Here is a 21,625-nt window from a genome sequence, read left to right on the forward strand (position 1 = left end):
TTTGATGAAGCAAAGTTGCATCAAATGCTAAAACTATAAAATTTATAATTACCGAATTGTAGATTTTTGCAGATGAATTGTAAAATTAGTTTTAGAAATGTGTAATTTTGATTTTAAACACTGTGCAACATGAAAAACAAACTACTAATTATACTACTTTTTGCTGTATTCCAATTTGGATTTTCTCAAGAATCAAAATACGATGAACAATTAGCTAAATCGTTAAATGCCGACGATTACGGGATGAAACAATACGTTTTTTGCATCTTAAAAACGGGTTCCAATACTACGGCAACTCCCGAAGAACGCAACAATTATTTCAAAGGTCATATGGAAAATATTCAGCGTTTGGCTAAAGAAGGTAAATTGGCAATTGCCGGACCTTTTATGAAAAACGATAAAAACTACCGTGGCATTTTTGTGTTTAATGTAGCTACAGTAGAAGAAGCCAAAGCGTTGGTTGAGTCAGATCCAGCTGTGGTTGCTAAAATATTCGAATACGAATTGACTCCTTGGTATTGTAGCGCTGCTTTGATGAAAGTAAATGAAATTCATGAAACCATTGCGAAAAAAGGATTCTAAAACTCAAAAACCTAATGAACACCAAAGAAATCGATATTCTGAACGTTATTCTTATCGTAGTCTCTTTAGCATTGGCTTTTAGCATTCCGTTTCATCTGTTTATTTTTTCGTATGCCATTTTGGGTCCGTTGCATTATTTAACCGAAATCAACTGGCTCAGGGAAAAAAATTATTTTATTAAAGAAGTGCGATGGATGTGGCTGTTTTTGGTTTTTGCCTTAATATTTTCCATTCCGATTTTTTTGAAATTGCCTATTTTCTCCAATCTGATGGAACCTTCGTTAAACAAACAGATAGCTTCTGGAATCATTGGTTATTCGGATGAGATATTACTGATTTCATTACTGTTTGCTATCGGTTTGATTTATTTCAAGGATAAAATCACGCTAACGCTTTTCCTTATCGGAAGTACTGTCTTTTCGGTTTTCCTATTGAATTATTTTCCCACCATTGCCATTGCTACATTGGTTTTTGTACCAACGGTAATCCACGTGTATGTTTTTACTCTTTTATTCATGATTTACGGATACTTGAATTCGAAAAGTACGGCGGGAATGATTGCAATACTACTGTTGATACTGGCTCCGTTCATCATCATGATCAGCAAAATAAACTTGATGGAATATGCTAATGTTTCAGAATCCATAAGGAATTCGTACGACGGAAGTAACTTTAGCCGATTGAACATGCGGATTTCAGAATTGTTCCTTTCCAAGAAAGAAGACAAGTTTGTTTTTTTCTCTGTAATGGGAATCAAAATCCAGATTTTTGTCGCATTTGCCTATACCTATCATTACTTGAACTGGTTTTCCAAAACCTCTATCATCAAATGGGATAAAGGTATTTCGAAATCAAAACTGATTACCATTTTGGGCATTTGGGCCATCAGCGTCGGGTTGTACCTTTACAACTTTAAGATTGGATTTATAGTGTTGAGTTTCCTCAGCCTAATTCATGTCTTTTTTGAATTTCCGCTAAATATCACTTCGATAAAAGGAATTGCCTTAAAAATCAAGTCGAGTTTCGTTCGTTAATTAATTTACAACCACTTAAAGTCGGTCGAAAATCTTATCAACAATTCGCAATTCACAATTCGTTATTCACAATTAAATTTTACCTTTGCGCTCTCAATAATAATATGGATTATGGTTTATAAATTCAGAGTAATTCTCGATGCTGAAGAAGATGTTTTTAGAGACATCGCGATTCTTGAAACTGATACTTTAGAAGATTTACACAACGCCATTGTGAATGCTTTTGGCTTTGACGGAATGGAAGTGGCTTCTTTTTACACCTGTGATGACACGTGGAATCAAGAAGATGAAATTCCGATGTTTGATGCCGGAGATATTCCAGGTGAAAACAAAATCATGAGCGACTATCAATTGTTGGATATTTTAGATGAAGAAAATACCAAAATCATTTACGTGTACGATTTCATCAATATGTGGACGTTCTTGGTGGAATTGGCAGCCATTGAAGCTGAAGAAATTGGAATAATTTATCCGAATTTGCTTTTTTCGCACGGGGAAATGCCTGCTGAAGCTTTGGAAAAACAATTTGAAGCCGATGACGATAACGATGCCTATAACGAATTTGAAGACGATTTAGACGAAGACGATTTGGATGCTTTTGGCTCTGATGACAGCTTTGAAGATTACGGATTTGAAGAGAATTGGAATTAATCAATTGATAATTGATAATTAACAATTGATAATTAACAATTGATAATTAACATCATCCTAAACAGAACATTTACATTAACCACTAAAATAATTGTCAATTATACATTGTCAATTATCCATTAAAAATGATCAACTTATTTAACACCCACGTAGAATCGTTATCCATTCATAGAGTTGGAAACAAAAGCCGTAACGAAGCCATTTTTTTATCTGAAAACCCGTATACTTTGAACGACGAGATTATGCCGTTGTTAAAGGAATATTTCTTTAAATCATTTCGCGAAAAAGAAGAAAATTACTTTCAATTTGCACATGAAGTTGATTTGGAATACAACGATATGTTCAATTTGGCAACCGAAATTTTTCAGAATCCATCGAGTGTACATGAAGTTTCTAAAAAAATCACAAAACACTTGTTCGAGCAATCGAATCATCCGCACATTAAAAACGGAGAAGTATATGTTTCGTACTTTACCAACATTTCCATTGACAATAATGTAGTCGATGCTATTGGTGTTTTTAAAAGCGAGTTGCGGACTGATTTTCTTCAATTTGAAGAGAAAGACAACAACTTAGAAATGATTTTGCAAGAAGGAATCAACCTAAACAAATTGGACAAAGGTTGCATCATTTTCAACTATAAAAAAGAAGAAGGTTATAAAATTTTGACCGTTGATAGCAATCGTTACGACGCGCGCTATTGGTTGGAGCATTTCTTATCGGTAGATGCGTTTCAAGACGAGAATTTCATGACCAAAAAGTACTTGAAATTTTGCCAAGAATTTGCCAAAGAAGTAGTTTTCCCTGCCGAAGACAAAAAGCAAGAGGTAATGTTTATGAATCGCGCGGTGAATCATTTTGCGAAAAACGACGAGTTTGAAGAAACCGCTTTTTTGAATGATGTGATGGAGAATCCTGATTTGATTCCGGAATTCAAAAGCTACAAAGCCGATCGCGGTGAAAAATACAGTATTGAAGACGTTACTTCGTTCCCAATTGCAAATGCTGCAGTAACTGATGCACGTAAATCGATTAAAAATGTGATTAATTTGGATACTAATATTCAAATTAAACTCGATTTCATTAACCCAGAAAGTGCCGAAAAATTTGTAGAAAAAGGCTGGGACGAAGAGAAACAGATGTATTATTACTTGGTGTATTTTAATAAGGAAAATAAGAGCTAAAAACATAAAGTTTCAAAGTCTCAAAGTTGCAGAGTTCCAAAGTTTTTTTTTGTATTACTTGGACTTTGCAACTTTGTCACTTTGTCACTTTGCAACTCAGTAGAAAATGAACATCAAACTGCTCGCCATAGGCAAAACCGACAACAAAAATCTGCAAGCGTTGATTGACGAGTACACCAAGCGATTGTCGTTTTACATTAAATTTGATTTGGAAGTGATTCCGGATATTAAAAACGCCAAAAACTTATCGGAAGCGCAACAAAAAGAAAAAGAAGGCGAACTCATTTTAAGCAAGCTTACTCCTACTGACCAATTGATTTTGTTGGATGAAAATGGAAATTCGTTCAGCAGTGTGGGATTTTCAGATTATTTGCAGAAAAAAATGAACGCCGGAATCAAAACTTTGGTTTTTGTAATTGGCGGACCGTATGGTTTTGGCGAAGAAGTCTACAAAAAAGCACAAGGAAAAATTTCGCTTTCGGCCATGACGTTTTCCCATCAAATGGTACGATTGTTTGTGATTGAACAAATTTACAGAGGATTTACGATTTTGAAAAACGAACCGTATCATCATCAATAACTCAGATAGCAGAAGGCAGAAATTTGAAGGCATAACGTAATTTGAAATCAGTATTTTCTTTAGCAATAAGCTTCATCTGTGTTCCAAAATCCTATAGTCATACAATCCTATAATCTTACAGTCTTAAAAAACAAACTCTTCGTTGGTTACATTATACACTGGCAATTGAAGTTTGAATTGCGTGATGAAAATACTATTTTGCAGGAATTGCTCATAACTACAATTTTGATCATGACAAAAGAAAAACTTATTAGGTTTATCGCTTTCCAATCCGAGTAAGTACTTTAAAAGTTCAGGTTTGGAGAATTCTTTTTCCTTTTCAGTTGAATTTAAAACTAAAATGGTATTGTTTTTAGAAAAGAATATTAAAAATCCGTATTCGGGTTTCTCTAAATGGTATTCCACTTTCGTGAATGGCAAAAAGGCTAGATTTTTACCAATGCTGTCGGCATACGAAAAATAGTCTTCGGCCTTTTCGTTGGTGTGCATTCCTTTTTTTCTTTTTTCTTTCATGAATTGCAAGTGCGGAATAACCGCTTTCAAGGGCAATCTTTTATCGATATTGAAAATCCAATTGGAAGTTCCGATGGCGTTTTTCCGGTTCAATTCGGCCACAGTATCTTTTCCTTTTACTCTAAAAAACAAGTAAATAGGTGAATGATCGTATACTTCTTTTACAATAGTTACATCCGCTTTTGGCAATAACATTTCTTCTTTGTCGCTGCATGAAATCAGCAAAAAAACAACCAACAAACTCGCAATTCTATTCATTATTTGGAAATTAATTTTTGGTACAATTGAACACATTCAACCGCTTCTTTTACATCGTGAACCCGCAAGATTTTGGCACCTTTCATTAGCGAAATAGTGTTGAGTGAAGTGGTTCCGTTCAACGCATGTTCAGCATCAGTAGAAAGCGTTTTATAAATCATTGATTTTCTAGAAACACCTACCAACAAAGGTAAATTTAGCATTTCAAATAATTCTAATTTATTCAAAAGTTCGAAATTCTGCTCGAGTGTTTTGGCAAATCCGAATCCGGGATCAACAATCACATCGCTGATTCCGAAACTTCTTGCTTGTGCTATTTTCTCAGAAAAGTAGAATAGTATTTCTTTTACTAAATCATCGTAGTGCGCTAGTGACTGCATAGTTTTGGGCGTTCCTTTCATGTGCATCATGATGTAAGGCACTCGCAATTGAGCTACAGTTCGCATCATGTTTTCGTCTAAACTTCCGGCTGAAATATCATTGACAATAGCTACTCCATTTTCAACACTGTGTTTGGCCACTTGACTTCTAAAAGTATCAATAGAAAGTAGTGCTTTTGGGAACTCTTTTACCATACTTTGAATGATGGGAATTACGCGTTGTAATTCTTCTTCTTCCGAGACAAATTCGGCATTGGGTTTGCTTGAATAACCACCAACATCGATAAAAGTCGCTCCATCTGAAAGCATTTTTTCTACTTGAAGTAATGTGCTTTTTTCATCGGATAATTTTCCGCCATCGTAGAACGAATTGGGAGTAATATTTACAATTCCCATTACTTTGGGAGTGGATAAATCGATGAGTTGGCCGTTGCAGTTTATTGTCATAAGTATTCCGTGTTCAGAAAATTCGCGAAAATCTGTGCTTGCTTTAGCAATCCGTTTTAACCGCGTTCCAAAAATGATTAAAACGAACTGTTAGTTTTCAGTCTAAAATAAGAATATAAAAATCTTTATACTTAATATTTTAATCTTAGTACTATATTATTTACTTTTGAAAAAATTCATACAAAGATACACGAAATGAGTTCAACCTCTCAAGAATATGACCAAGTAATCGCCATTTGTCGCGATCTTTTCATCAAAAAAATGACCGATTATGGAAGTGCGTGGCGCATTTTACGTTTGCCATCATTAACCGACCAAATTTTTATCAAAGCCCAACGCATTCGCAGTTTACAAGAAAATGAAGTCCGAAAAGTAGACGAAGACGAAACGGGCGAATTCATCGGAATCATCAATTATTGTATAATGGCGTTGATTCAATTGGAATTGGGTGTTGTGGATCAACCCGATTTGGATGTAAAAAGAGCAACCGAATTGTACGATGAAAAAATCGGCATCACCAAAACCTTAATGGAAAACAAAAACCACGATTATGGTGAAGCGTGGCGCGAAATGCGAGTGAGTTCATTGACCGATTTGATTCTGCAAAAACTACTACGTGTAAAACAAATTGAAGACAACAAAGGAAAAACCATAGTGTCTGAAGGAATCGATGCCAATTATCAGGATATGATTAATTACTCGGTTTTTGCTTTGATTTTAATGAAGTTTCATCAATAGTTTCAAGTTTGAATTGCAAGAATCTAAGTATCTTACGGTCTTAAAATCTTACAGTCTTATCAGAATAACAATTCATTAACAACACCATTACCCAATAGAATTTATCTTTGTAAAAAAGTAATGTATGCAAACATCAACCAAAAATACAATCGCATGGATTTTACGAATAGTAGTTGCATTGCTATTCATTGTATCAGCCGTTGCTAAATTATCTAAGAGTGAAATTCTGGATTCGCCTTATTTTGCCATTTCAACATTCGAAGTAAAACAATTATATACTTTGGGATTTTCCCAAACTATTGCGCCCTATTTTTCTCGAATTTTAATCGGAATTGAATTGGCGTTAGGAATTTTACTTCTGCAAAAACACTATTTAAGACGATTTGTTATTCCGGTTACAATTCTAATGTTGGTCGTATTTGTTGTACATCTAACCTACCTCATTTCAACAAGCGGAAATACAGGAAATTGCGGTTGCTTTGGCGAATTAATTCCGATGACTCCAGCTGAATCAATCGTGAAAAACATAATTGCGATTGGGTTATTAGTTTGGACATTCGTCTTACTACCTAAAGAAACCGAAAAACACAATTTCTGGATTTTAACTACCGGATTATTTGCATCGGTATTGGCGTTGTTTATGTTAGCACCCATGCGTCCGATGGAAGAAAGTTCATTTTCAGTAACTCCTGCTGACGAAAACACAACTACTATAGGTGTTGATTCGACTGCAACTGCAACTCAACCAACTTCCCAATCGATTACACCCAATAAAGTAGATTCTGTCAAAGTTGAACCCAAAGTTGTAGAAGATACTGAACCCAAAAAAGTAAAATCGGGTTACGCTACTTTTCATCCTAAAATTGATGAAGGAAAACAACTACTTGGTTTCTTTGTACCGGGTTGTGATCACTGTCAATTGGCAGCCAAAGAATTGACTGAAATGCGAAGTAAGAATAAAAATTTCCCTCCATTATCCATTATCTTTATGAATGAAGAGCCCGAGAAAATTCCGGAGTTCTTTTCGATAGCTGGTGCCAAATATCCTTATAAGATTATTGAAATTATTCCTTTTTATGATTTGATGGGAAGTGATAAGAATACACCTGGAGTTAAGTTCCTTTGGAATGGAAACGATGTGAAGTACTGGTACAATTCGGAAGGTGAACATCAATTCAAAGGAAGTGAATTAAAACCTTTGCTCACCAAGACCAAACAAGAATTACGTTTAAAATAATTTAATTAACAATTATGAAAAAAATAGTTTACATCATGGCAATAGTACTGACCTCAATTTCATGTACTGGACAAAAAAGTGAATTTTCTAAAGAAAGTTTGACTTATGAACTCACGGAAAAAGGCGGTGAAAAAGTTACCTTTCAAAGTATTTTAGATGCTAACAAAGGGAAAAAAGTAGTCATCGAAATTTGGGCGGGTTGGTGCAGTGATTGTGTCAAAGCAATGCCAAAAGTAAAAGAATTACAAACTAAAAATCCAGATGTTGCTTATGTATTCATTTCTATGGATAAAAGTATGGAAAAATGGCTAGAAGCAGTTGAAAAACACGATTTAAGCGGACAAATGTATTGGGTAAATGATCCTAAAATGATGAAAGGTGAATTTGGAAAATCAATTGATTTGGATTGGATTCCACGTTACATTGTAATGAATGAAAAAGGTCAAATCGTATTGTACAGAGCGATTGAAACCGATTTTGATAAAATTGAAAAAGCATTAAAAGACTAAAAATGAGAAACAAAATTGTTGCCGGCAACTGGAAAATGAACAAAAATGCCGAAGAAACTGAAGATTTACTGAATGAATTAATCACTAAAATTCCCGATGATTGTGATGCTCAAATTATTGTTGCACCAACTTTCGTCAATTTGGCCTCGGCGGTAGATCATTTAGAGTTTACCAACATTTCTGTTGCTGCACAAAATATGCATCAAAACGAAAATGGGGCGTATACAGGGGAAATTTCTGCTGATATGTTAAAAAGCATTGGAGTTGAAACCGTAATTTTGGGTCATTCAGAACGTCGTTCGTACTTTCATGAAACCGATGCCATTTTAGCATTCAAAGTAAATACGGCTTTATCCCACAATATGAGAGTGATTTTTTGTTTTGGTGAAGAATTAAAAGACCGTCAAGACAACCAACATTTTAATGTAGTTGAGAATCAATTGCGCGACGGCTTGTTTCACATCAAAAATGAAGACTGGGCGAATATAGTTTTAGCTTACGAACCCGTTTGGGCCATCGGAACTGGTGAAACAGCTTCTCCAGAGCAAGCCCAAGAAATGCATTTATTCATCAGAGAAACCGTTCGTAAACGATTTGGTTCGATTGCTGATGATGTTTCCATATTATACGGAGGAAGTGTTAAGCCGGATAATGCCAGAGAAATCTTCTCGAAACCCGATGTTGATGGCGGATTAATTGGTGGTGCAGCCCTAAAATCGGATGACTTTGTAGCCATTATTGAAGGAATTTTATAATTACTAAATTAAAATAACAACATAAAACCTTGATTATGAATGTAATCGAGGTTTTTTTTATTTTCAATTTACAATTTGAAAGCATTATCTTATAAAAATGTAAAAAAGATGTATTTCAACAATTTTTTTTGGTAGTTAAACGACTTACTCATACATTTGATTACAACCTACAACCAACTGACTATGAATACTAATAACCTAAAAAATGCCAATCAAAACTTGCTTTGTCTTTTCTTTGGTCACAAACTAACGTTGAAGAGAAAAATCACCAATCATTTTGAAGAATACGAATGCAAAGTGTGTCATTTGGAACTTACTAATGACGATAAAGGTCATAAAACACACTTGACTTCAAAACTTAGAGAAGTGAACGAAACCTTATTTCATCTTCATTTAAAAAGACACCATCACTCTTTGTAAATTAAATATTTTATTTCTTTGGTAACAATTAGTGCGTATGCTCGTCATACTGTAAACTAAATCAAAGTTACCTTGGAAACGATATTATCAATCAACAATCTGAACAAAAAATACGGCAAACTTCATGCTGTAAAAGATGTTTCACTCGAAATTCAAAAAGGCAATGTTTATGGAATACTCGGACCTAATGGTTCGGGGAAATCTACAACACTTGGTATTGTACTCAATGTAGTCAATAAAACTTCGGGTGATTACAGTTGGTTTGGCGGAACCATGGCTACTCATGATGCTTTGAAAAAAGTAGGAGCTATTATCGAGCGTCCTAATTTTTATCCGTACATGACTGCTCAAGAAAATTTGCAATTAGTTTGCAAAATAAAAGGCACCAATTATTCTAAAGTACAGGAAAAATTAGAAGTCGTTGGACTACTTGATCGAAAAGACAGCAAATTCAGAACTTTTTCATTGGGAATGAAACAGCGCTTAGCAATTGCTTCTGCTCTACTAAATGACCCTGAAATTTTAATTTTAGACGAGCCTACCAACGGTTTAGACCCACAAGGAATTCACCAGATTAGAGATATTATTCGACTCATTGCTTCCCAAGGAACGACCATTTTATTGGCTTCGCATTTGCTTGATGAAGTAGAAAAAGTGTGCAGTCACGTTTTAGTTTTACGCAAAGGAGAAATACTGTATTCAGGAACTGTAGAAGGAATGTCAAACAGTAATTCATTCTTTGAATTGCAATCTGAATCGAATTCAGACATTATTAACGCGCTTCAAAACCATCCTTCAATTGAAAAAATAACAAGCGAAGAGGGAAAAATTATTGTTCATCCAAAAGGAGATTTATCATCTGGAGAACTCAATCGGTTTTTATTCAGTAAAAATATTTGTTTGACTCACTTAGCCTTACGCAAAAACTCTCTGGAACAGCAATTCTTGGAACTTACCGAAAAAAGTCAAACTCAAGCTAATACTAATTCCTACAAAATATAACTTCAGATGAAACGATTACTCTCTATAGAATTACAAAAAATTTGGAAAAACAGAGCCAGTAAAGTATTGACTTTAACCTATTTCATTCTAATAACATTTTTATCCTTAATTGCTTCGATAAAATTTGACATTGGCCCAATACATATCCGCTTGGCGGATCAGGGAATCTTTAATTTCCCGTTCATATGGCATTTTAATTCCTTCATTGCAGCATGGTTCAAAATATTTTTGGCTGTAGTAATTGTTTCCATGATGGCAAACGAATACAGTTATGGCACTTTAAAACAAAACCTTATTGATGGAATGAGTAAAAAGGAATTCATTTTATCCAAATTTCTTGTTGTCGTTTTATTCTCAGCAATTTCAACCTTATTCTTGTTTGTTATTTCATTGATTCTTGGGTTGGTTTTTTCTTCTTTTAATGAGCCTTCGATTATTTTCTCACAAATGGAATATCTTTTAGCCTACTTTATAAAGTTATTGGGCTTTTTCTCCTTCTGTTTGTTTCTGGGTGTACTGATAAAACGCTCTGCTTTTGCCTTGGGGTTTCTTTTTATGTGGTTTGTTTTCGAAATGATTTCATATGCAGTCGCTTACAATAATATTGAAAACACCAAACTAGTTGATACTATTTATGATTTTTTTCCATTAATGTCGATGTGGAATCTAATTCCTGAAGCCTTTACCCGATTAAATGCTATTAGAACAATTGGTAGTCAAATTGGAGTTGAAAACATAAAAGATTACAGTGTCCAAACTGCGGATCTAGCCATTGTCATTACATGGACGTTTATTTTTATCTTTTCATCCTACAAGATTATTCAAAAAAGAGATTTGTAGTTTAAACTAGTGTTAAAATAAATTAAAAGCGGTCTAAATAGCAGAAAAAATGCAAATATTTGCTATTTTTAGCGAATGAAAAAGTACGTACTCGCTATTTTATTAACTCACTTACTATCAGCTAGTTGTTTCGCTCAATTCAGCAAAACGCATTACATTCCACCTTTATCAAATACTAGTGCTGCTGGTCAAAATCCTCAAGGTCAATATTTATATATTTCAAGTCCAAGTTTAACTCCAATTTCATTTACCATACTCGAAATAGGTGGCGGAAGCATTACTGGTACCGTTTCTAGAGATGCGCCTTATGTTTATACAGTTGGTTTTGGTTATGATACACAACTACTTATCGATAGCTCAGAAGTTGGAATTGTAAAAAACAACAAAGGATTTATAGTTGAAGCGGAAGACTTAATCTATGTTACAGTTCGATTAACATCATCACCAAGTAATTTTCAAGCTGGAGGTCTAGTTTCAAAAGGAATAGCAGCTTTGGGAACCCAATTCAGAGTAGGTGCATTTTTGAACTTAAATCCGCCAACTATCAACCAAAATCATTATACTTTTGCCACCATTTTAGCGACAGAAAATAACACAACCGTTAGTTTTAGTGATATTGATGCAGGTTGTTTTTTGGTCAATAGTGGTTTAGACACCCAACCCGATATTGTTTTAAATGCAGGCGAAAGTTTTGCAATAGCTGTTGAAGGTCCGAATAATAATAATCGGGCAGCTTTAGTGGGTACTTTAATATCGTCTGACAAACCTATAGCCGTTAATTGCGGATCGTTTGCAGGAAGTAATGCCACATCAACTAATTTAGATTTAGGTTTTGATCAGATTGTATCTGTTGAACGTACGGGTACTGAGTATATTTTCATCAAAGGAAATGGATTTGATGTTACAGAAATACCTTTTGTAATTGCTCATGAAGACAATACCGAAATCTTTATTAATGGCAGTACAACTCCAGTAACCACCATAAATCACGGCGAATATTATGCTTTAGATGGTACCGCTTTCTCAGCCAATGAAAATCTTTACCTAAGAGCTAGTAAAAATGTTTTTGCCTATCAAGCAATTGGAAGTATTGATGCCAGTGGCGGACCAAGTCTTGCCAATCAAAACATGCATTTCCTTCCTCCTCTAAGTTGTCAAACCCCAAAATCCATCGACAATATTCCACTCATAAATGAAGTTGGTGGTATTACTGATTTCTTCGGAACAGTTTGTTTGGTTACGAAAACAGGGGCAACTCTTGATTTCACCATTAATGGAGTTGATTATACTTTAACAGAATTAGCAGCAGCTGGTTTTTTTGTGAACGGTCCATTTACGGTAACCGGAAATCCTGATTATGTTACCTATACTTTGCCTGGTTTAACCGGAAATGTTTCTGTATTTTCATCAGACCAAGTGTATTTGTCGTACTATGGATCCAGTGGTTTTGCTACCTATGGCGGATTTTATTCTGGTTTTACATTCAAACCTGAAATTGTTTTTCAAGAAGTAGACATCACCCAATCCAATTGTATACCCAATGTTGAATTAAAAGTAAACGTACTTAGCGGTTTCAATACGTATCAATGGTATTTTAATAATGTGGAAATTACAGGCGCTACCAATTTTAACTATTTCCCAACTGCGCCAGGTTATTACAAAGTAAGAGCTACATTAACTGAGTGTGGTTTGGATTATTTTTCAGATGAAATTCCAGTTAGCAATTGTCCTTTAAATTCTGACAATGATTCAGCCAATGATAATATTGATTTAGACTTGGATAATGATGGAATGACCAATTGTTATGAATCGTTTGGAGATTTATCGGTAAATCTTTCAAATTCATCCGCTGGTACAATAAATCTCAACACCTATTCTAATTCTTTTTTAGGACAGATTACCACTTCTACTACTGCAGCTGCAACGCCATTTGTTGGTTCCAATGATGGAAGTTTTGTTACTGAAGTTCCAGCAGGAAAAGGATATTTTGTCAAATACACCATGACGTTTAATCAACCGCAAAATACTAAGCTCGAATACGTAACTACTGCTAATGCAACTGATTTAATCAATGATAGCGGGGAATTTATTATTAGTTCCGACATCAATCAAACCATCACTGTTCTTAACCCTGACAATCAATTACTTATTGATACTAATTACGATGGTTTGTATGAAAATAATATTACTCAATATTCTTCTTTTGAAATACGATTTAGACTAAACAGTAGTCTTCCTCTTGCCGCGGGAACCGGAACTTTTCAATTTCGTGCCAATCAAGCGACATCACTTAGTATTACCCACAAAAATCTAACGGATGACCAAGCCAACAAAGCAACATTCCGAATCATCGCGACTTGTATTCCGAAAGATTCAGATAATGATGGTGTACCAGACCAGATAGATTTCGACTCCGATAATGATACTGTACCCGATTTTATAGAATCACAAGGAATAAACTTTAATCCGCTTTCATCCACCGATAGCAATGTAGACGGAATTGATGATGTTTTTGTAAACGGAATCACTCCATCAGATACCGACAATGACGGTGTTTTTGATTACTTGGATTATGATAGTGACAACGATGGCATCTTCGATATTAACGAATCAGGAAGCCAAGGAAGTTCTTCCAGTGTAAACGGAACTACCAATGGACCCAATTTTGGTTCAAATGGTATCGATGATATATTTGAAACTTCACCCGATAGCGGTGTTTTGAATTACACTTTGATTGATTCTGATGCTGACGGAATTCCGAATTTTCTTGAAACTGATAGTGACAACGATGGTTGTATTGACATCATTGAAGCAGGTTTTACAGATGCGAATTCGGATTTAATTGTTGGAGACGAAACAACTCCAACCTTCAGTTCAAATGGTGTTGTGAACAGTTCAACTGGCTATGGAACACCCAATAACGATTACACCATTTTTGCCGTTATAAACATCACAACTCAACCAGAGAACGTGACTACTTGCGAATTAGAAACAGCTACTTTTACCCTCAATACTGATCCAGTTGATTCGTATCAATGGCAACTTTCAACCGATAACGGAACCACTTGGACCGATATAACTAATAACACTACTTATTCTGGAGCAACGACAGTTTCTCTAACGGTTTCGAATGTGAGTCCGACTATGGTAGGTTACCAATACCGCGTGTTTCTGAATAAAAATGGAAATGCCTGCGGTTTGTATTCTGATGCAGCAATTCTAACAACTTATGCCTTACCAGTAATTACTACTCCTGTAAATTTGGTTCAATGTGACGATGACACAGATGGAATTTCAGATGTAAATCTTACCGTCAAAAACGATTTTATTTCTGCCAATTATATAAACGAAACCTTTACGTATTTCACCACCCAATTGGCTGCAGAAACTGAAGACACTGCATTCGAAATCACCAATCCGATTGCGTATACAACTAGCACAACAGTTGTGTATGTTCGGGTAGAAAACAGTAACGGATGTTACCGTGTTGCCCAATTGAATGTATTTGTATCAGCCACGCAAATTCCGGCCAGTACTTTATTTCCGTTTTACACTTGTGATGATTATCTCGATGCGGTTAATGATGATTATGATGGCATTTCACAATTTGATTTTAGTTCAGTGACACCTGCAATACAAGCATTGTTACCTACAACGGCAACGTATACTATTACGTATTATCGCAATGAAGCTGATGCGTTATCCGAATTGAATGCAATAACCGATATTTTAAATTACAGAAATAATGGTTATCCCAACCAGCAAGACATCTGGGTTCGTGTGGATAGTAACTTAGACAACGCGTGTTTCGGACTCGGACCATTTGTTCGATTGACAGTTGAAGCACTTCCCATTGCCAATCCTGTCAATGCAACCAACATCATTCGGAATTGTGATGATGACCACGATGGAATTTTTAATTTTAACACTTCATCAATTGAATCGGCTATTCTGTTAGGACAAACCAATGTTGATGTCATTTATACCGACAGTAATGGAGTCGTTTATAATCCACTACCCAACCCGTTTCCAGTTACCAATCAATTGACTATTACTGCTCGAGTTGTAAATAATGCTACACAAGCAGCGAATGGACCTTGTTTTGACGAAACTACTTTTCAATTTATTGTAGATGATTTACCCGAAGCTTTTCCGATTCCTGCATCAGATTTAACGGTTTGCGATGACGAGATTGATCCAGCCGATCAAGATGGTTCATACAATTTTGACACAACTACAATTGAAAATCAGATACTGAACGGTCAAACCGGAATGCTAGTTACGTATACTTTAGCCGATGGAACCGTGTTAAATCAATTACCCAATCCTTTTACAACAAGTACTCAAAATGTGATTGTAACAGTAACCAATCCATTAAACCCAAATTGTACGGCAACTACAACACTCAATTTTGTTGTGAATCCGTTGCCTAACATTGATATTGAATACGAAGAACTTATTTGTATTAACATACCAACATTCTTAGTTACTTTAGATGCTGGCATAACCGATGCAACCAATCCTAATGATTACAATTATCAATGGTCACTCAATGGAGTTGAAATTCCGGGTGCTACATCCTATACACTACAAGTAAACGCCGAAGGAACTTATACTGTAAAAGTAGTGAATAGCTTTAGCTGTCCGGTTATTCGAACCATTGAAGTAATCGCTTCCAATGCTGCTACAATTGATGATGTAATTGTTGTTGATTTAGTTGACAACAATACGATTACTGTTGCTGCAACAGGATTAGGTGATTACGAATATTCGTTAGACGAAGGATTATTTCAATCAACCGGATTTTTCGATAACGTTTCAATCGGTATTCATACTGTTTATGTAAGAGACAAAAATGGTTGTGGAGAAACTCAGCAAGTTGTTCATGTTTTAGGTGCTCCAAAATATTTTACACCCAACGGTGATGGAATTCACGATACTTGGAACATAGCCGGTATCAGTGAAAGCTACAACTCTCGATCCATCATTTATATTTTTGATCGCTACGGGAAATTAATCAAACAAATTTCTCCCGTAGGCTCAGGTTGGGATGGAACTTTCAACGGAAAACAGATGCCTGGCGACGATTATTGGTTTACAGTTCAATTTGAAGATGGAAGAAGCGCTAAAGGCAACTTTAGTTTAAAAAGATAAAAATGAACGTTAGTTTTCATAGAGCAAATTATCATCACATCATTAAAAACTACAATTTTAAAAGGTGTTTTTTATTGTTCTTTCTTATAACTAATTATTCTTTTTCACAAACCATTACCACTTCCGAAAGTTATACTACAACTCAATTGGTTCAAGATGTTTTGTTCAACACAAGTTGTGCAACCATTTCTAATGTAAGTGTTTCGGGTGGAAATTTTATTGGCGGCGAACAAAGTTTTGGTTATTTTAATTCGAATGGAACCTCATTTCCTTTTTCCGATGGAATCATTTTGAGTACCGGAAAAATTGCCAATGCTCAAGGTCCAAATTCATTTGTTTCTGACGATGGTGGAAGCATGGGTTGGACAGGTGACTCTGATTTAAATCAAGCGCTTGGTGTTACCAATACTCTTAATGCAACCCTTTTAGAATTTGATTTTATTCCGTTGGGAAGCCAAATTAGTTTTGACTATATTTTTTCTTCGGAAGAATACCACGGAACGGCAACGTGTCAGTATTCTGATGGATTTGCATTTCTATTAAAAGCAGCTGGCGATACTAATTACCAAAATCTTGCAGTTATCCCAAATACCAACATTCCCGTAAAAGTGACTTCGGTACATCCTGAAATTCCGGGTGGTTGCCCTGCGCAAAACGAACAGTATTTTGAATCATTTAACGATGTTAATCATCCCACTAATTTCAACGGACAAACAAAAATTTTAACCGCACAAGCCAATGTGATTCCGGGTACAACTTACCACATCAAATTAGTCATTGCTGATGAGGGTAATTACCGCTACGACTCGGCCATTTTCCTCAAAGGAAGTAGTTTTAGTTTTGGTGTTGATTTAGGACAAGATCGAAAAATTGCGACCAATAATGCCGTTTGCCCGAACGAGATGCTCACATTAAATGCAAATTCTCCAAGCGCAACCCATTATCAGTGGAATTTTAATGGAAATCCGATAATTGGAGCAACCAATAGCACTTTAACTTTCAATCCACCTTACACGAATGCACAAGACGGCATATATAGTGTTGATGTAACGTATTCAGCAACTTGTACCGTAACTTCTGAAATCGTTTTGGAGTTTGCTCCTGAATTGACACTAAATCAACAAAATTATTCATTTTGTGATGACGACACTATTCAAAATGGCATCCGAATTACCGATTTGAATGAAATCACTTCTACTCTATTCACCAATTTACCAAGTTACTATAATGTTGCTTATTACGAAAGCGCTACAAGTACAACTCCTTTGCCTTTTTCGTATCAAAATACGACTCCATTTTCTCAAATAATTTATGCTAAAATCACTAACAGTAATTGTTATGCAGCTGTTCCAGTCACACTAACCATTTTAACTTTCGATGCAATTTTTGCAGATGAAACCATCGGAATTTGCAATGGAGGATTGGCTACTTTAACTGCTGACAGCGGATTTGTGTCGTATTTGTGGAATACGGGGGCAACTACTGAAACCATTTCGGTCTCGACTCAAGGAACGTACACTGTTGAAATCGAAAATGCCAATGGTTGTAAAAAAACGAAGTCATTCACAGTTGTTGTTTCAGAAATTGCCACCATCGAAGACATTATTGTGATTGGTTTTGACAACGAAAGTTCGGCTGAAATCATCGTTTCAGGAAATGGTGATTATTTGTATTCATTGGATGGAATCAACTATCAAAACAGCAATGTGTTTACTAATTTGAATTCTAGTGAACATACCGTTTTTGTTTACGATGAAAACCAATGTGGAATTGCAACTAAAAATTTTACCACAGTTATGATTCCGAAGTATTTTACTCCGAATGGCGATGGAATTCACGAAAAGTGGAATTTGAAAGGAATTAAATTGGGAACTAATGCGCAGTCAATTGTTTCTGTTTTTAATCGATTTGGAAAATTAATAAAGCAATTTTTATTGATTGGCGATGGTTGGGATGGAACATTAAACGGAGCACAATTACCCGCTGACGATTATTGGTTTAAAGTTGATTTAGATAACAATCAAACCCTTCGCGGACATTTTACATTAAAACGATGATATGAAAAAAATCCTTTTTATAGTTTTCATTCTGATCTTTTGGGATGGAATGGCGCAAGTAAATGTTACTTCGGGAAAAGTACAACGATTTGAAAATTTCTCTTCAAAATTCATTGATGCCCGAACTATCGATGTTTGGTTACCCGATGGCTATTCAGAAAATGAAAAATACGCGGTTTTGTATATGCACGACGGACAAATGTTGTACGACGCTACTACATCATGGAACAAAACCTGTTGGGAAGTAGATGCAACAGCAGGAAAACTTCAATCGGAAGGAAAAACCAAAAAATTTATTGTAGTGGGAATTTGGAATAATAATGCCAAGCGTCATCCTGAATATTTTCCGCAGAAGCCATTTGAGAACATGACTCAAACCCAACGCGATACCGTAACCCGACAATTGCAAAAAGCAGGAAGAACTACTGAAGAATTTCACCCGTATTCGGATTTGTATTTGAAGTTTTTGGTAAAAGAGTTGAAGCCTTTTATAGACCAAACCTTTTCTACTAAAAAAGACAAAAACAATACGTTTATTGCGGGTTCGAGTATGGGTGGTTTGATTTCGATGTATGCAATGTGCGAATACCCAAAAGTTTTTGGTGGCGCAGCGTGTTTATCGACGCATTGGCCGGGCACTTTTACGGTAGAAAACAATCCGATTCCAGAGGCATTTTTGACGTATTTGAAAAGTAGATTATCAAAGATAAAAAAGAACAAAATCTACTTTGATTGTGGAGACCAAACATTGGATGCACTTTATCCTCCATTGCAGCAAAAAGTAGATGTAGCGATGAAACAAAACGGATTTACTGAAGTCAATTGGATGACGCGATTTTTTCCGGGAACGAATCACTCGGAAACGGCTTGGGCTGAACGATTGGAAATTCCATTAATGTTTTTGCTTGGGGAATGAGTTAGACTTCTTAGATTTTTGGACTATAAGACTGTAGGATTATAAGACTGTAGGATTTTGGAACGCGGGTGAAACGGATTGAACTGATTTACGTAGATTTTTGAACACTGTGACTGAACACTGAAATAGCCCAGATAGCAGTGGAAAGCCTTTTGTCACTGAAAACTAATTTTTGTTGCTTTTGAAGAGCGACCAACGGAAGCTATTGAAAAGCGTACAAAAATAGTTTGAAGTAAAAAAGCTTGGAACGAATAGCTGGAATAGCTACAAATAAAAAACCACCAACTTGCGCTGATGGTTATTGAATTAGTTAACCTAGTAGTGCTTATTTTGCGAACGACATGCTTGCTTTTCTTCCTGCTTGTTCAACCGAGAAAACCAGTTTATTTGCAGTAAGTTCATCAACGGTGAGCACTTCTTCTTTTTTTGTTCTGTTGTCTATGAAGGTGATTTTCCCGTCGGCATACGTATAGGTTCCGCCTGCTTCTTTGACTAAATTGTTTTTGAAACTCATGGTTCCGTCTTCTTTGAAAGTGTAAGTTGTTGACTCAATCACTTTCTTTTTCATGTCTTCAATCGCTTTTTCTTGGCCTTTTGGGATTTCCATATCCACATTAAAATCAGTCATTTTCCATTCACCCACAATACTTGCTGGTTCTTCTGCTACTGGCTCTTCTGCTACTGTTGTAGTTTCGGTTGTTTGAGTTGTCTCACCTTCGGTTGATTCAGCATTTCCTTTACAAGAAGCAAAGACCAAACTGGCTGCTGTTGCCATCATAAAAATTGTTTTTTTCATCTCTTTATAATTTATTTAGTACACTATTTAATAAGCCTTTTTTCTTTTTGGCTTTTTCTTGCTTTTCAGCTTCAATTCGGGCTTCTTCAGCTCGCTTTGCATCTTCTGCTTTTTTTGCCTCTTCCGCGATCTTGTCTTGTTCTTTTTGTTTTTGACCTTCGTTGAAGAAATAAGTATTATCAACATTAATTGTAAATGGTTTTACCAATTCGACTGCATCGCCGTATTTTTCGTATCCAATCTTGTCTCTAAAGAATAATGAAACTCTAATTTTAAGTGTTTTTTGGTCAGCCCAACGACCAGCGAGTAGAAAAAGTTCAGGCAGGCTGTGTTGTTTACTCGAACTTACAATTTTAAATGCGTAGGGAACTTTGCCATCGGCATAAAATGTTTTAAAATCGTTTACATCCATAAGATAGGCTTCTATTGCGTTAGAGCCATCAACAGTAGTACGATAATCTTCGTAGGAATTGCCACTTTCTTTTAGGATTTCTACCCAAAAATAAAGTCGGCCTAAACCATAGTAACTTAGTTTTTTGGGTTTATCAAAAGCGACTTCCATTTTTAGGATGTCTTCTGCTTTGAAGGAAACTCCTTCGGTAACGAGTTTGTCGTTGATTTTCACTTTGATTTGCGCTTGCAACTGACAGGCAAAAAGAGCCACAAAAAGTAGTATTAACTTTCTCATTTTTAATCTATTTTTAAAGTTTGAGTACCAAAAATAGAGAGAAAAAAAGTGGTAAAACCGGCAAATGAATATGCGCTAGAACCTATTGAAAGTTAGCGAGCATTGGCTGAAAATTCGTTTTTTAAGTAAACGCTAAAGTGTATCAATAAGGGTTAAGAATTCTTCTTTTTTGCGGCTGGAAAGCGGAATCGCACTTTTGTTTTTCATCACGATTGTGTTTCCTCCATCAGATTTAATAAAATGATCAAAGTACAATAAATTGATTAAATGCGATTGATGCGTTCGGAAGAAGTTGAACGGTTTTAATAGTGTTTCGTATTCCTTTAAAGTAGTAGAAACCACTAATTTTGGGGCATTTATAAAATAAAAAGTAGTGTAATTTTTATCGGATTCACAATTGACAATATCTTGAATATTAACAGAATATATCTTTTCTGCCGTTTTTAAAACCAATTTTTGGAGGTTTTTAGGACGTTCTAAATTGGAAAACAAGGTATTGAGTTTGAGTTCGAGTACTTCTTTGGTTAATGATTCTTCGGCTTTGTTTACAGCTTCCACTAAATCACTAACATCGAGAGGTTTAAGCAAATAATCAACGGCACTGAAACGAAAAGCGCGAATGGCAAAATCTTCGTAACCCGTTATGAAAATCACTTTGAAATTGATGGGTTTTAGTTTTTGCAGTAAATCGAAACCTGTTCCGTCGGGCATTTCTACATCGAGAAATACTAAATCGGGAACAATTTGTTTGATTAAAGTGATTCCAGTTTCTACACTATCAGCTTGTCCTATGATGGCAACATTGGGACAATTGAGTTTAATGATCTCAATATTTTTCTTTCGGATCGCATCGATATCATCAATAACAATAGCTCTTAACATCG

The 21,625-nt window shown here is 35.5% G+C and carries 20 protein-coding genes; 15 read left to right on the forward strand and 5 right to left on the reverse strand.

What is annotated here, in order from left to right:
• Nucleotides 1-129: 129 nt before the first annotated feature.
• The 5 genes from VK161_RS10535 to rlmH all read left to right on the forward strand — a co-directional run bounded on the left by VK161_RS10535 (nt 130) and on the right by rlmH (nt 4,031).
• Complete coding sequence (locus tag VK161_RS10535) at nt 130-582, forward strand: YciI family protein (RefSeq protein ID WP_324214742.1); 453 nt, start codon at nt 130-132, stop codon at nt 580-582.
• Nucleotides 583-596: 14 nt separating this feature from the next.
• Nucleotides 597-1,616 (forward strand): hypothetical protein, encoded by a 1,020-nt coding sequence (locus tag VK161_RS10540; protein ID WP_324214743.1) that lies wholly within the window; start codon nt 597-599, stop codon nt 1,614-1,616.
• A gap of 111 nt (nt 1,617-1,727) precedes the next feature.
• Nucleotides 1,728-2,267, forward strand: coding sequence for an IS1096 element passenger TnpR family protein (locus tag VK161_RS10545; RefSeq protein WP_324214744.1), 540 nt, complete (start codon nt 1,728-1,730; stop codon nt 2,265-2,267).
• Nucleotides 2,268-2,392: 125 nt separating this feature from the next.
• A complete protein-coding gene (locus tag VK161_RS10550; RefSeq protein ID WP_324214745.1) occupies nt 2,393-3,451 on the forward strand; it encodes a nucleoid-associated protein in 1,059 nt (352 codons plus the stop codon).
• Between the two features lie 106 nt (nt 3,452-3,557).
• Nucleotides 3,558-4,031: a 23S rRNA (pseudouridine(1915)-N(3))-methyltransferase RlmH gene (gene rlmH, locus VK161_RS10555; RefSeq protein WP_324214746.1), complete on the forward strand. Its 474-nt coding sequence runs from the start codon at nt 3,558-3,560 to the stop codon at nt 4,029-4,031.
• A 123-nt stretch (nt 4,032-4,154) separates the two neighbouring features.
• Here rlmH and VK161_RS10560 read toward each other — a convergent pair whose 3' ends face one another.
• Nucleotides 4,155-4,802, reverse strand: a complete 648-nt coding sequence (locus VK161_RS10560) for a hypothetical protein (protein ID WP_324214747.1) — start codon at nt 4,800-4,802, stop codon at nt 4,155-4,157.
• The gene (gene folP / locus VK161_RS10565; protein WP_324214748.1) at nt 4,802-5,629 is read right to left on the reverse strand and encodes a dihydropteroate synthase; all 828 of its coding nucleotides are present in this window, start codon (nt 5,627-5,629) and stop codon (nt 4,802-4,804) included. The genes VK161_RS10560 and folP overlap by 1 nt, the downstream gene beginning before the upstream one ends.
• A 195-nt stretch (nt 5,630-5,824) precedes the next feature.
• Here folP and VK161_RS10570 point away from each other — a divergent pair, with 195 nt between their 5' ends.
• The 10 genes from VK161_RS10570 (at nt 5,825) to VK161_RS10615 (ending at nt 19,257) form a co-directional block, all read left to right on the forward strand.
• The gene (locus VK161_RS10570; protein ID WP_324214749.1) at nt 5,825-6,367 is read left to right on the forward strand and encodes a DUF1599 domain-containing protein; all 543 of its coding nucleotides are present in this window, start codon (nt 5,825-5,827) and stop codon (nt 6,365-6,367) included.
• 124 nt (nt 6,368-6,491) lie between these two features.
• Nucleotides 6,492-7,604 (forward strand): DoxX family protein, encoded by a 1,113-nt coding sequence (locus tag VK161_RS10575; protein ID WP_324214750.1) that lies wholly within the window; start codon nt 6,492-6,494, stop codon nt 7,602-7,604.
• A gap of 14 nt (nt 7,605-7,618) precedes the next feature.
• Entirely contained in the window at nt 7,619-8,113 is a 495-nt protein-coding gene (locus VK161_RS10580; protein ID WP_324214751.1) for a TlpA disulfide reductase family protein, read from the forward strand.
• A gap of 2 nt (nt 8,114-8,115) precedes the next feature.
• A complete protein-coding gene (gene tpiA, locus VK161_RS10585; RefSeq protein WP_324214752.1) occupies nt 8,116-8,868 on the forward strand; it encodes a triose-phosphate isomerase in 753 nt (250 codons plus the stop codon).
• A 183-nt stretch (nt 8,869-9,051) separates the two neighbouring features.
• Complete coding sequence (locus VK161_RS10590; protein ID WP_324214753.1) at nt 9,052-9,288, forward strand: hypothetical protein; 237 nt, start codon at nt 9,052-9,054, stop codon at nt 9,286-9,288.
• A 72-nt stretch (nt 9,289-9,360) separates the two neighbouring features.
• Nucleotides 9,361-10,290, forward strand: coding sequence for an ABC transporter ATP-binding protein (locus tag VK161_RS10595; RefSeq protein WP_324214754.1), 930 nt, complete (start codon nt 9,361-9,363; stop codon nt 10,288-10,290).
• 6 nt (nt 10,291-10,296) lie between these two features.
• The gene (locus VK161_RS10600; protein ID WP_324214755.1) at nt 10,297-11,130 is read left to right on the forward strand and encodes an ABC transporter permease; all 834 of its coding nucleotides are present in this window, start codon (nt 10,297-10,299) and stop codon (nt 11,128-11,130) included.
• A 75-nt stretch (nt 11,131-11,205) separates the two neighbouring features.
• Nucleotides 11,206-16,284 carry a T9SS type B sorting domain-containing protein gene (locus VK161_RS10605; RefSeq protein ID WP_324214756.1) on the forward strand — a complete coding sequence of 1,693 codons (5,079 nt, stop codon included), beginning with the start codon at nt 11,206-11,208 and terminating at the stop codon, nt 16,282-16,284.
• Between the two features lie 2 nt (nt 16,285-16,286).
• On the forward strand, nt 16,287-18,341 hold the full coding sequence (locus VK161_RS10610) for a choice-of-anchor L domain-containing protein (protein WP_324214757.1): 2,055 nt from the start codon (nt 16,287-16,289) through the stop codon (nt 18,339-18,341).
• A gap of 1 nt (nt 18,342) precedes the next feature.
• Nucleotides 18,343-19,257, forward strand: a complete 915-nt coding sequence (locus VK161_RS10615) for an alpha/beta hydrolase (RefSeq protein WP_324214758.1) — start codon at nt 18,343-18,345, stop codon at nt 19,255-19,257.
• Between the two features lie 325 nt (nt 19,258-19,582).
• Here the strand turns inward: VK161_RS10615 and VK161_RS10620 are convergent, their stop codons facing one another.
• The 3 genes from VK161_RS10620 to VK161_RS10630 form a co-directional block, all read right to left on the reverse strand.
• Nucleotides 19,583-20,053 (reverse strand): lipocalin family protein, encoded by a 471-nt coding sequence (locus tag VK161_RS10620; RefSeq protein ID WP_324214759.1) that lies wholly within the window; start codon nt 20,051-20,053, stop codon nt 19,583-19,585.
• Between the two features lie 4 nt (nt 20,054-20,057).
• Nucleotides 20,058-20,741, reverse strand: coding sequence for a hypothetical protein (locus VK161_RS10625; RefSeq protein WP_324214760.1), 684 nt, complete (start codon nt 20,739-20,741; stop codon nt 20,058-20,060).
• Between the two features lie 132 nt (nt 20,742-20,873).
• Nucleotides 20,874-21,623: a LytTR family DNA-binding domain-containing protein gene (locus VK161_RS10630; protein WP_324214761.1), complete on the reverse strand. Its 750-nt coding sequence runs from the start codon at nt 21,621-21,623 to the stop codon at nt 20,874-20,876.
• Nucleotides 21,624-21,625 lie beyond the last annotated feature (2 nt).

The sequence above is a fragment of the Flavobacterium sp. genome, assembly GCF_035299245.1.
Lineage (GTDB): Bacteria > Bacteroidota > Bacteroidia > Flavobacteriales > Flavobacteriaceae > Flavobacterium.

What these genes read in the sequence shown, in the direction of transcription:
- VK161_RS10540 (WP_324214743.1), top strand. Translation starts at nt 597, where the DNA reads ATGAACACCAAAGAAATCGATATTCTGAACGTTATTCTTATCGTAGTC.
- VK161_RS10615 (WP_324214758.1), top strand. Translation starts at nt 18,343, where the DNA reads ATGAAAAAAATCCTTTTTATAGTTTTCATTCTGATCTTTTGGGATGGA.
- tpiA (WP_324214752.1), top strand. Translation starts at nt 8,116, where the DNA reads ATGAGAAACAAAATTGTTGCCGGCAACTGGAAAATGAACAAAAATGCC.
- VK161_RS10560 (WP_324214747.1), bottom strand. Translation starts at nt 4,802, where the DNA reads ATGAATAGAATTGCGAGTTTGTTGGTTGTTTTTTTGCTGATTTCATGC.
- VK161_RS10575 (WP_324214750.1), top strand. Translation starts at nt 6,492, where the DNA reads ATGCAAACATCAACCAAAAATACAATCGCATGGATTTTACGAATAGTA.
- VK161_RS10580 (WP_324214751.1), top strand. Translation starts at nt 7,619, where the DNA reads ATGAAAAAAATAGTTTACATCATGGCAATAGTACTGACCTCAATTTCA.
- VK161_RS10630 (WP_324214761.1), bottom strand. Translation starts at nt 21,623, where the DNA reads ATGTTAAGAGCTATTGTTATTGATGATATCGATGCGATCCGAAAGAAA.
- rlmH (WP_324214746.1), top strand. Translation starts at nt 3,558, where the DNA reads ATGAACATCAAACTGCTCGCCATAGGCAAAACCGACAACAAAAATCTG.
- VK161_RS10625 (WP_324214760.1), bottom strand. Translation starts at nt 20,741, where the DNA reads ATGAGAAAGTTAATACTACTTTTTGTGGCTCTTTTTGCCTGTCAGTTG.
- VK161_RS10620 (WP_324214759.1), bottom strand. Translation starts at nt 20,053, where the DNA reads ATGAAAAAAACAATTTTTATGATGGCAACAGCAGCCAGTTTGGTCTTT.
- folP (WP_324214748.1), bottom strand. Translation starts at nt 5,629, where the DNA reads ATGACAATAAACTGCAACGGCCAACTCATCGATTTATCCACTCCCAAA.
- VK161_RS10610 (WP_324214757.1), top strand. Translation starts at nt 16,287, where the DNA reads ATGAACGTTAGTTTTCATAGAGCAAATTATCATCACATCATTAAAAAC.
- VK161_RS10570 (WP_324214749.1), top strand. Translation starts at nt 5,825, where the DNA reads ATGAGTTCAACCTCTCAAGAATATGACCAAGTAATCGCCATTTGTCGC.
- VK161_RS10605 (WP_324214756.1), top strand. Translation starts at nt 11,206, where the DNA reads ATGAAAAAGTACGTACTCGCTATTTTATTAACTCACTTACTATCAGCT.
- VK161_RS10590 (WP_324214753.1), top strand. Translation starts at nt 9,052, where the DNA reads ATGAATACTAATAACCTAAAAAATGCCAATCAAAACTTGCTTTGTCTT.
- VK161_RS10600 (WP_324214755.1), top strand. Translation starts at nt 10,297, where the DNA reads ATGAAACGATTACTCTCTATAGAATTACAAAAAATTTGGAAAAACAGA.
- VK161_RS10535 (WP_324214742.1), top strand. Translation starts at nt 130, where the DNA reads ATGAAAAACAAACTACTAATTATACTACTTTTTGCTGTATTCCAATTT.
- VK161_RS10545 (WP_324214744.1), top strand. Translation starts at nt 1,728, where the DNA reads ATGGTTTATAAATTCAGAGTAATTCTCGATGCTGAAGAAGATGTTTTT.
- VK161_RS10550 (WP_324214745.1), top strand. Translation starts at nt 2,393, where the DNA reads ATGATCAACTTATTTAACACCCACGTAGAATCGTTATCCATTCATAGA.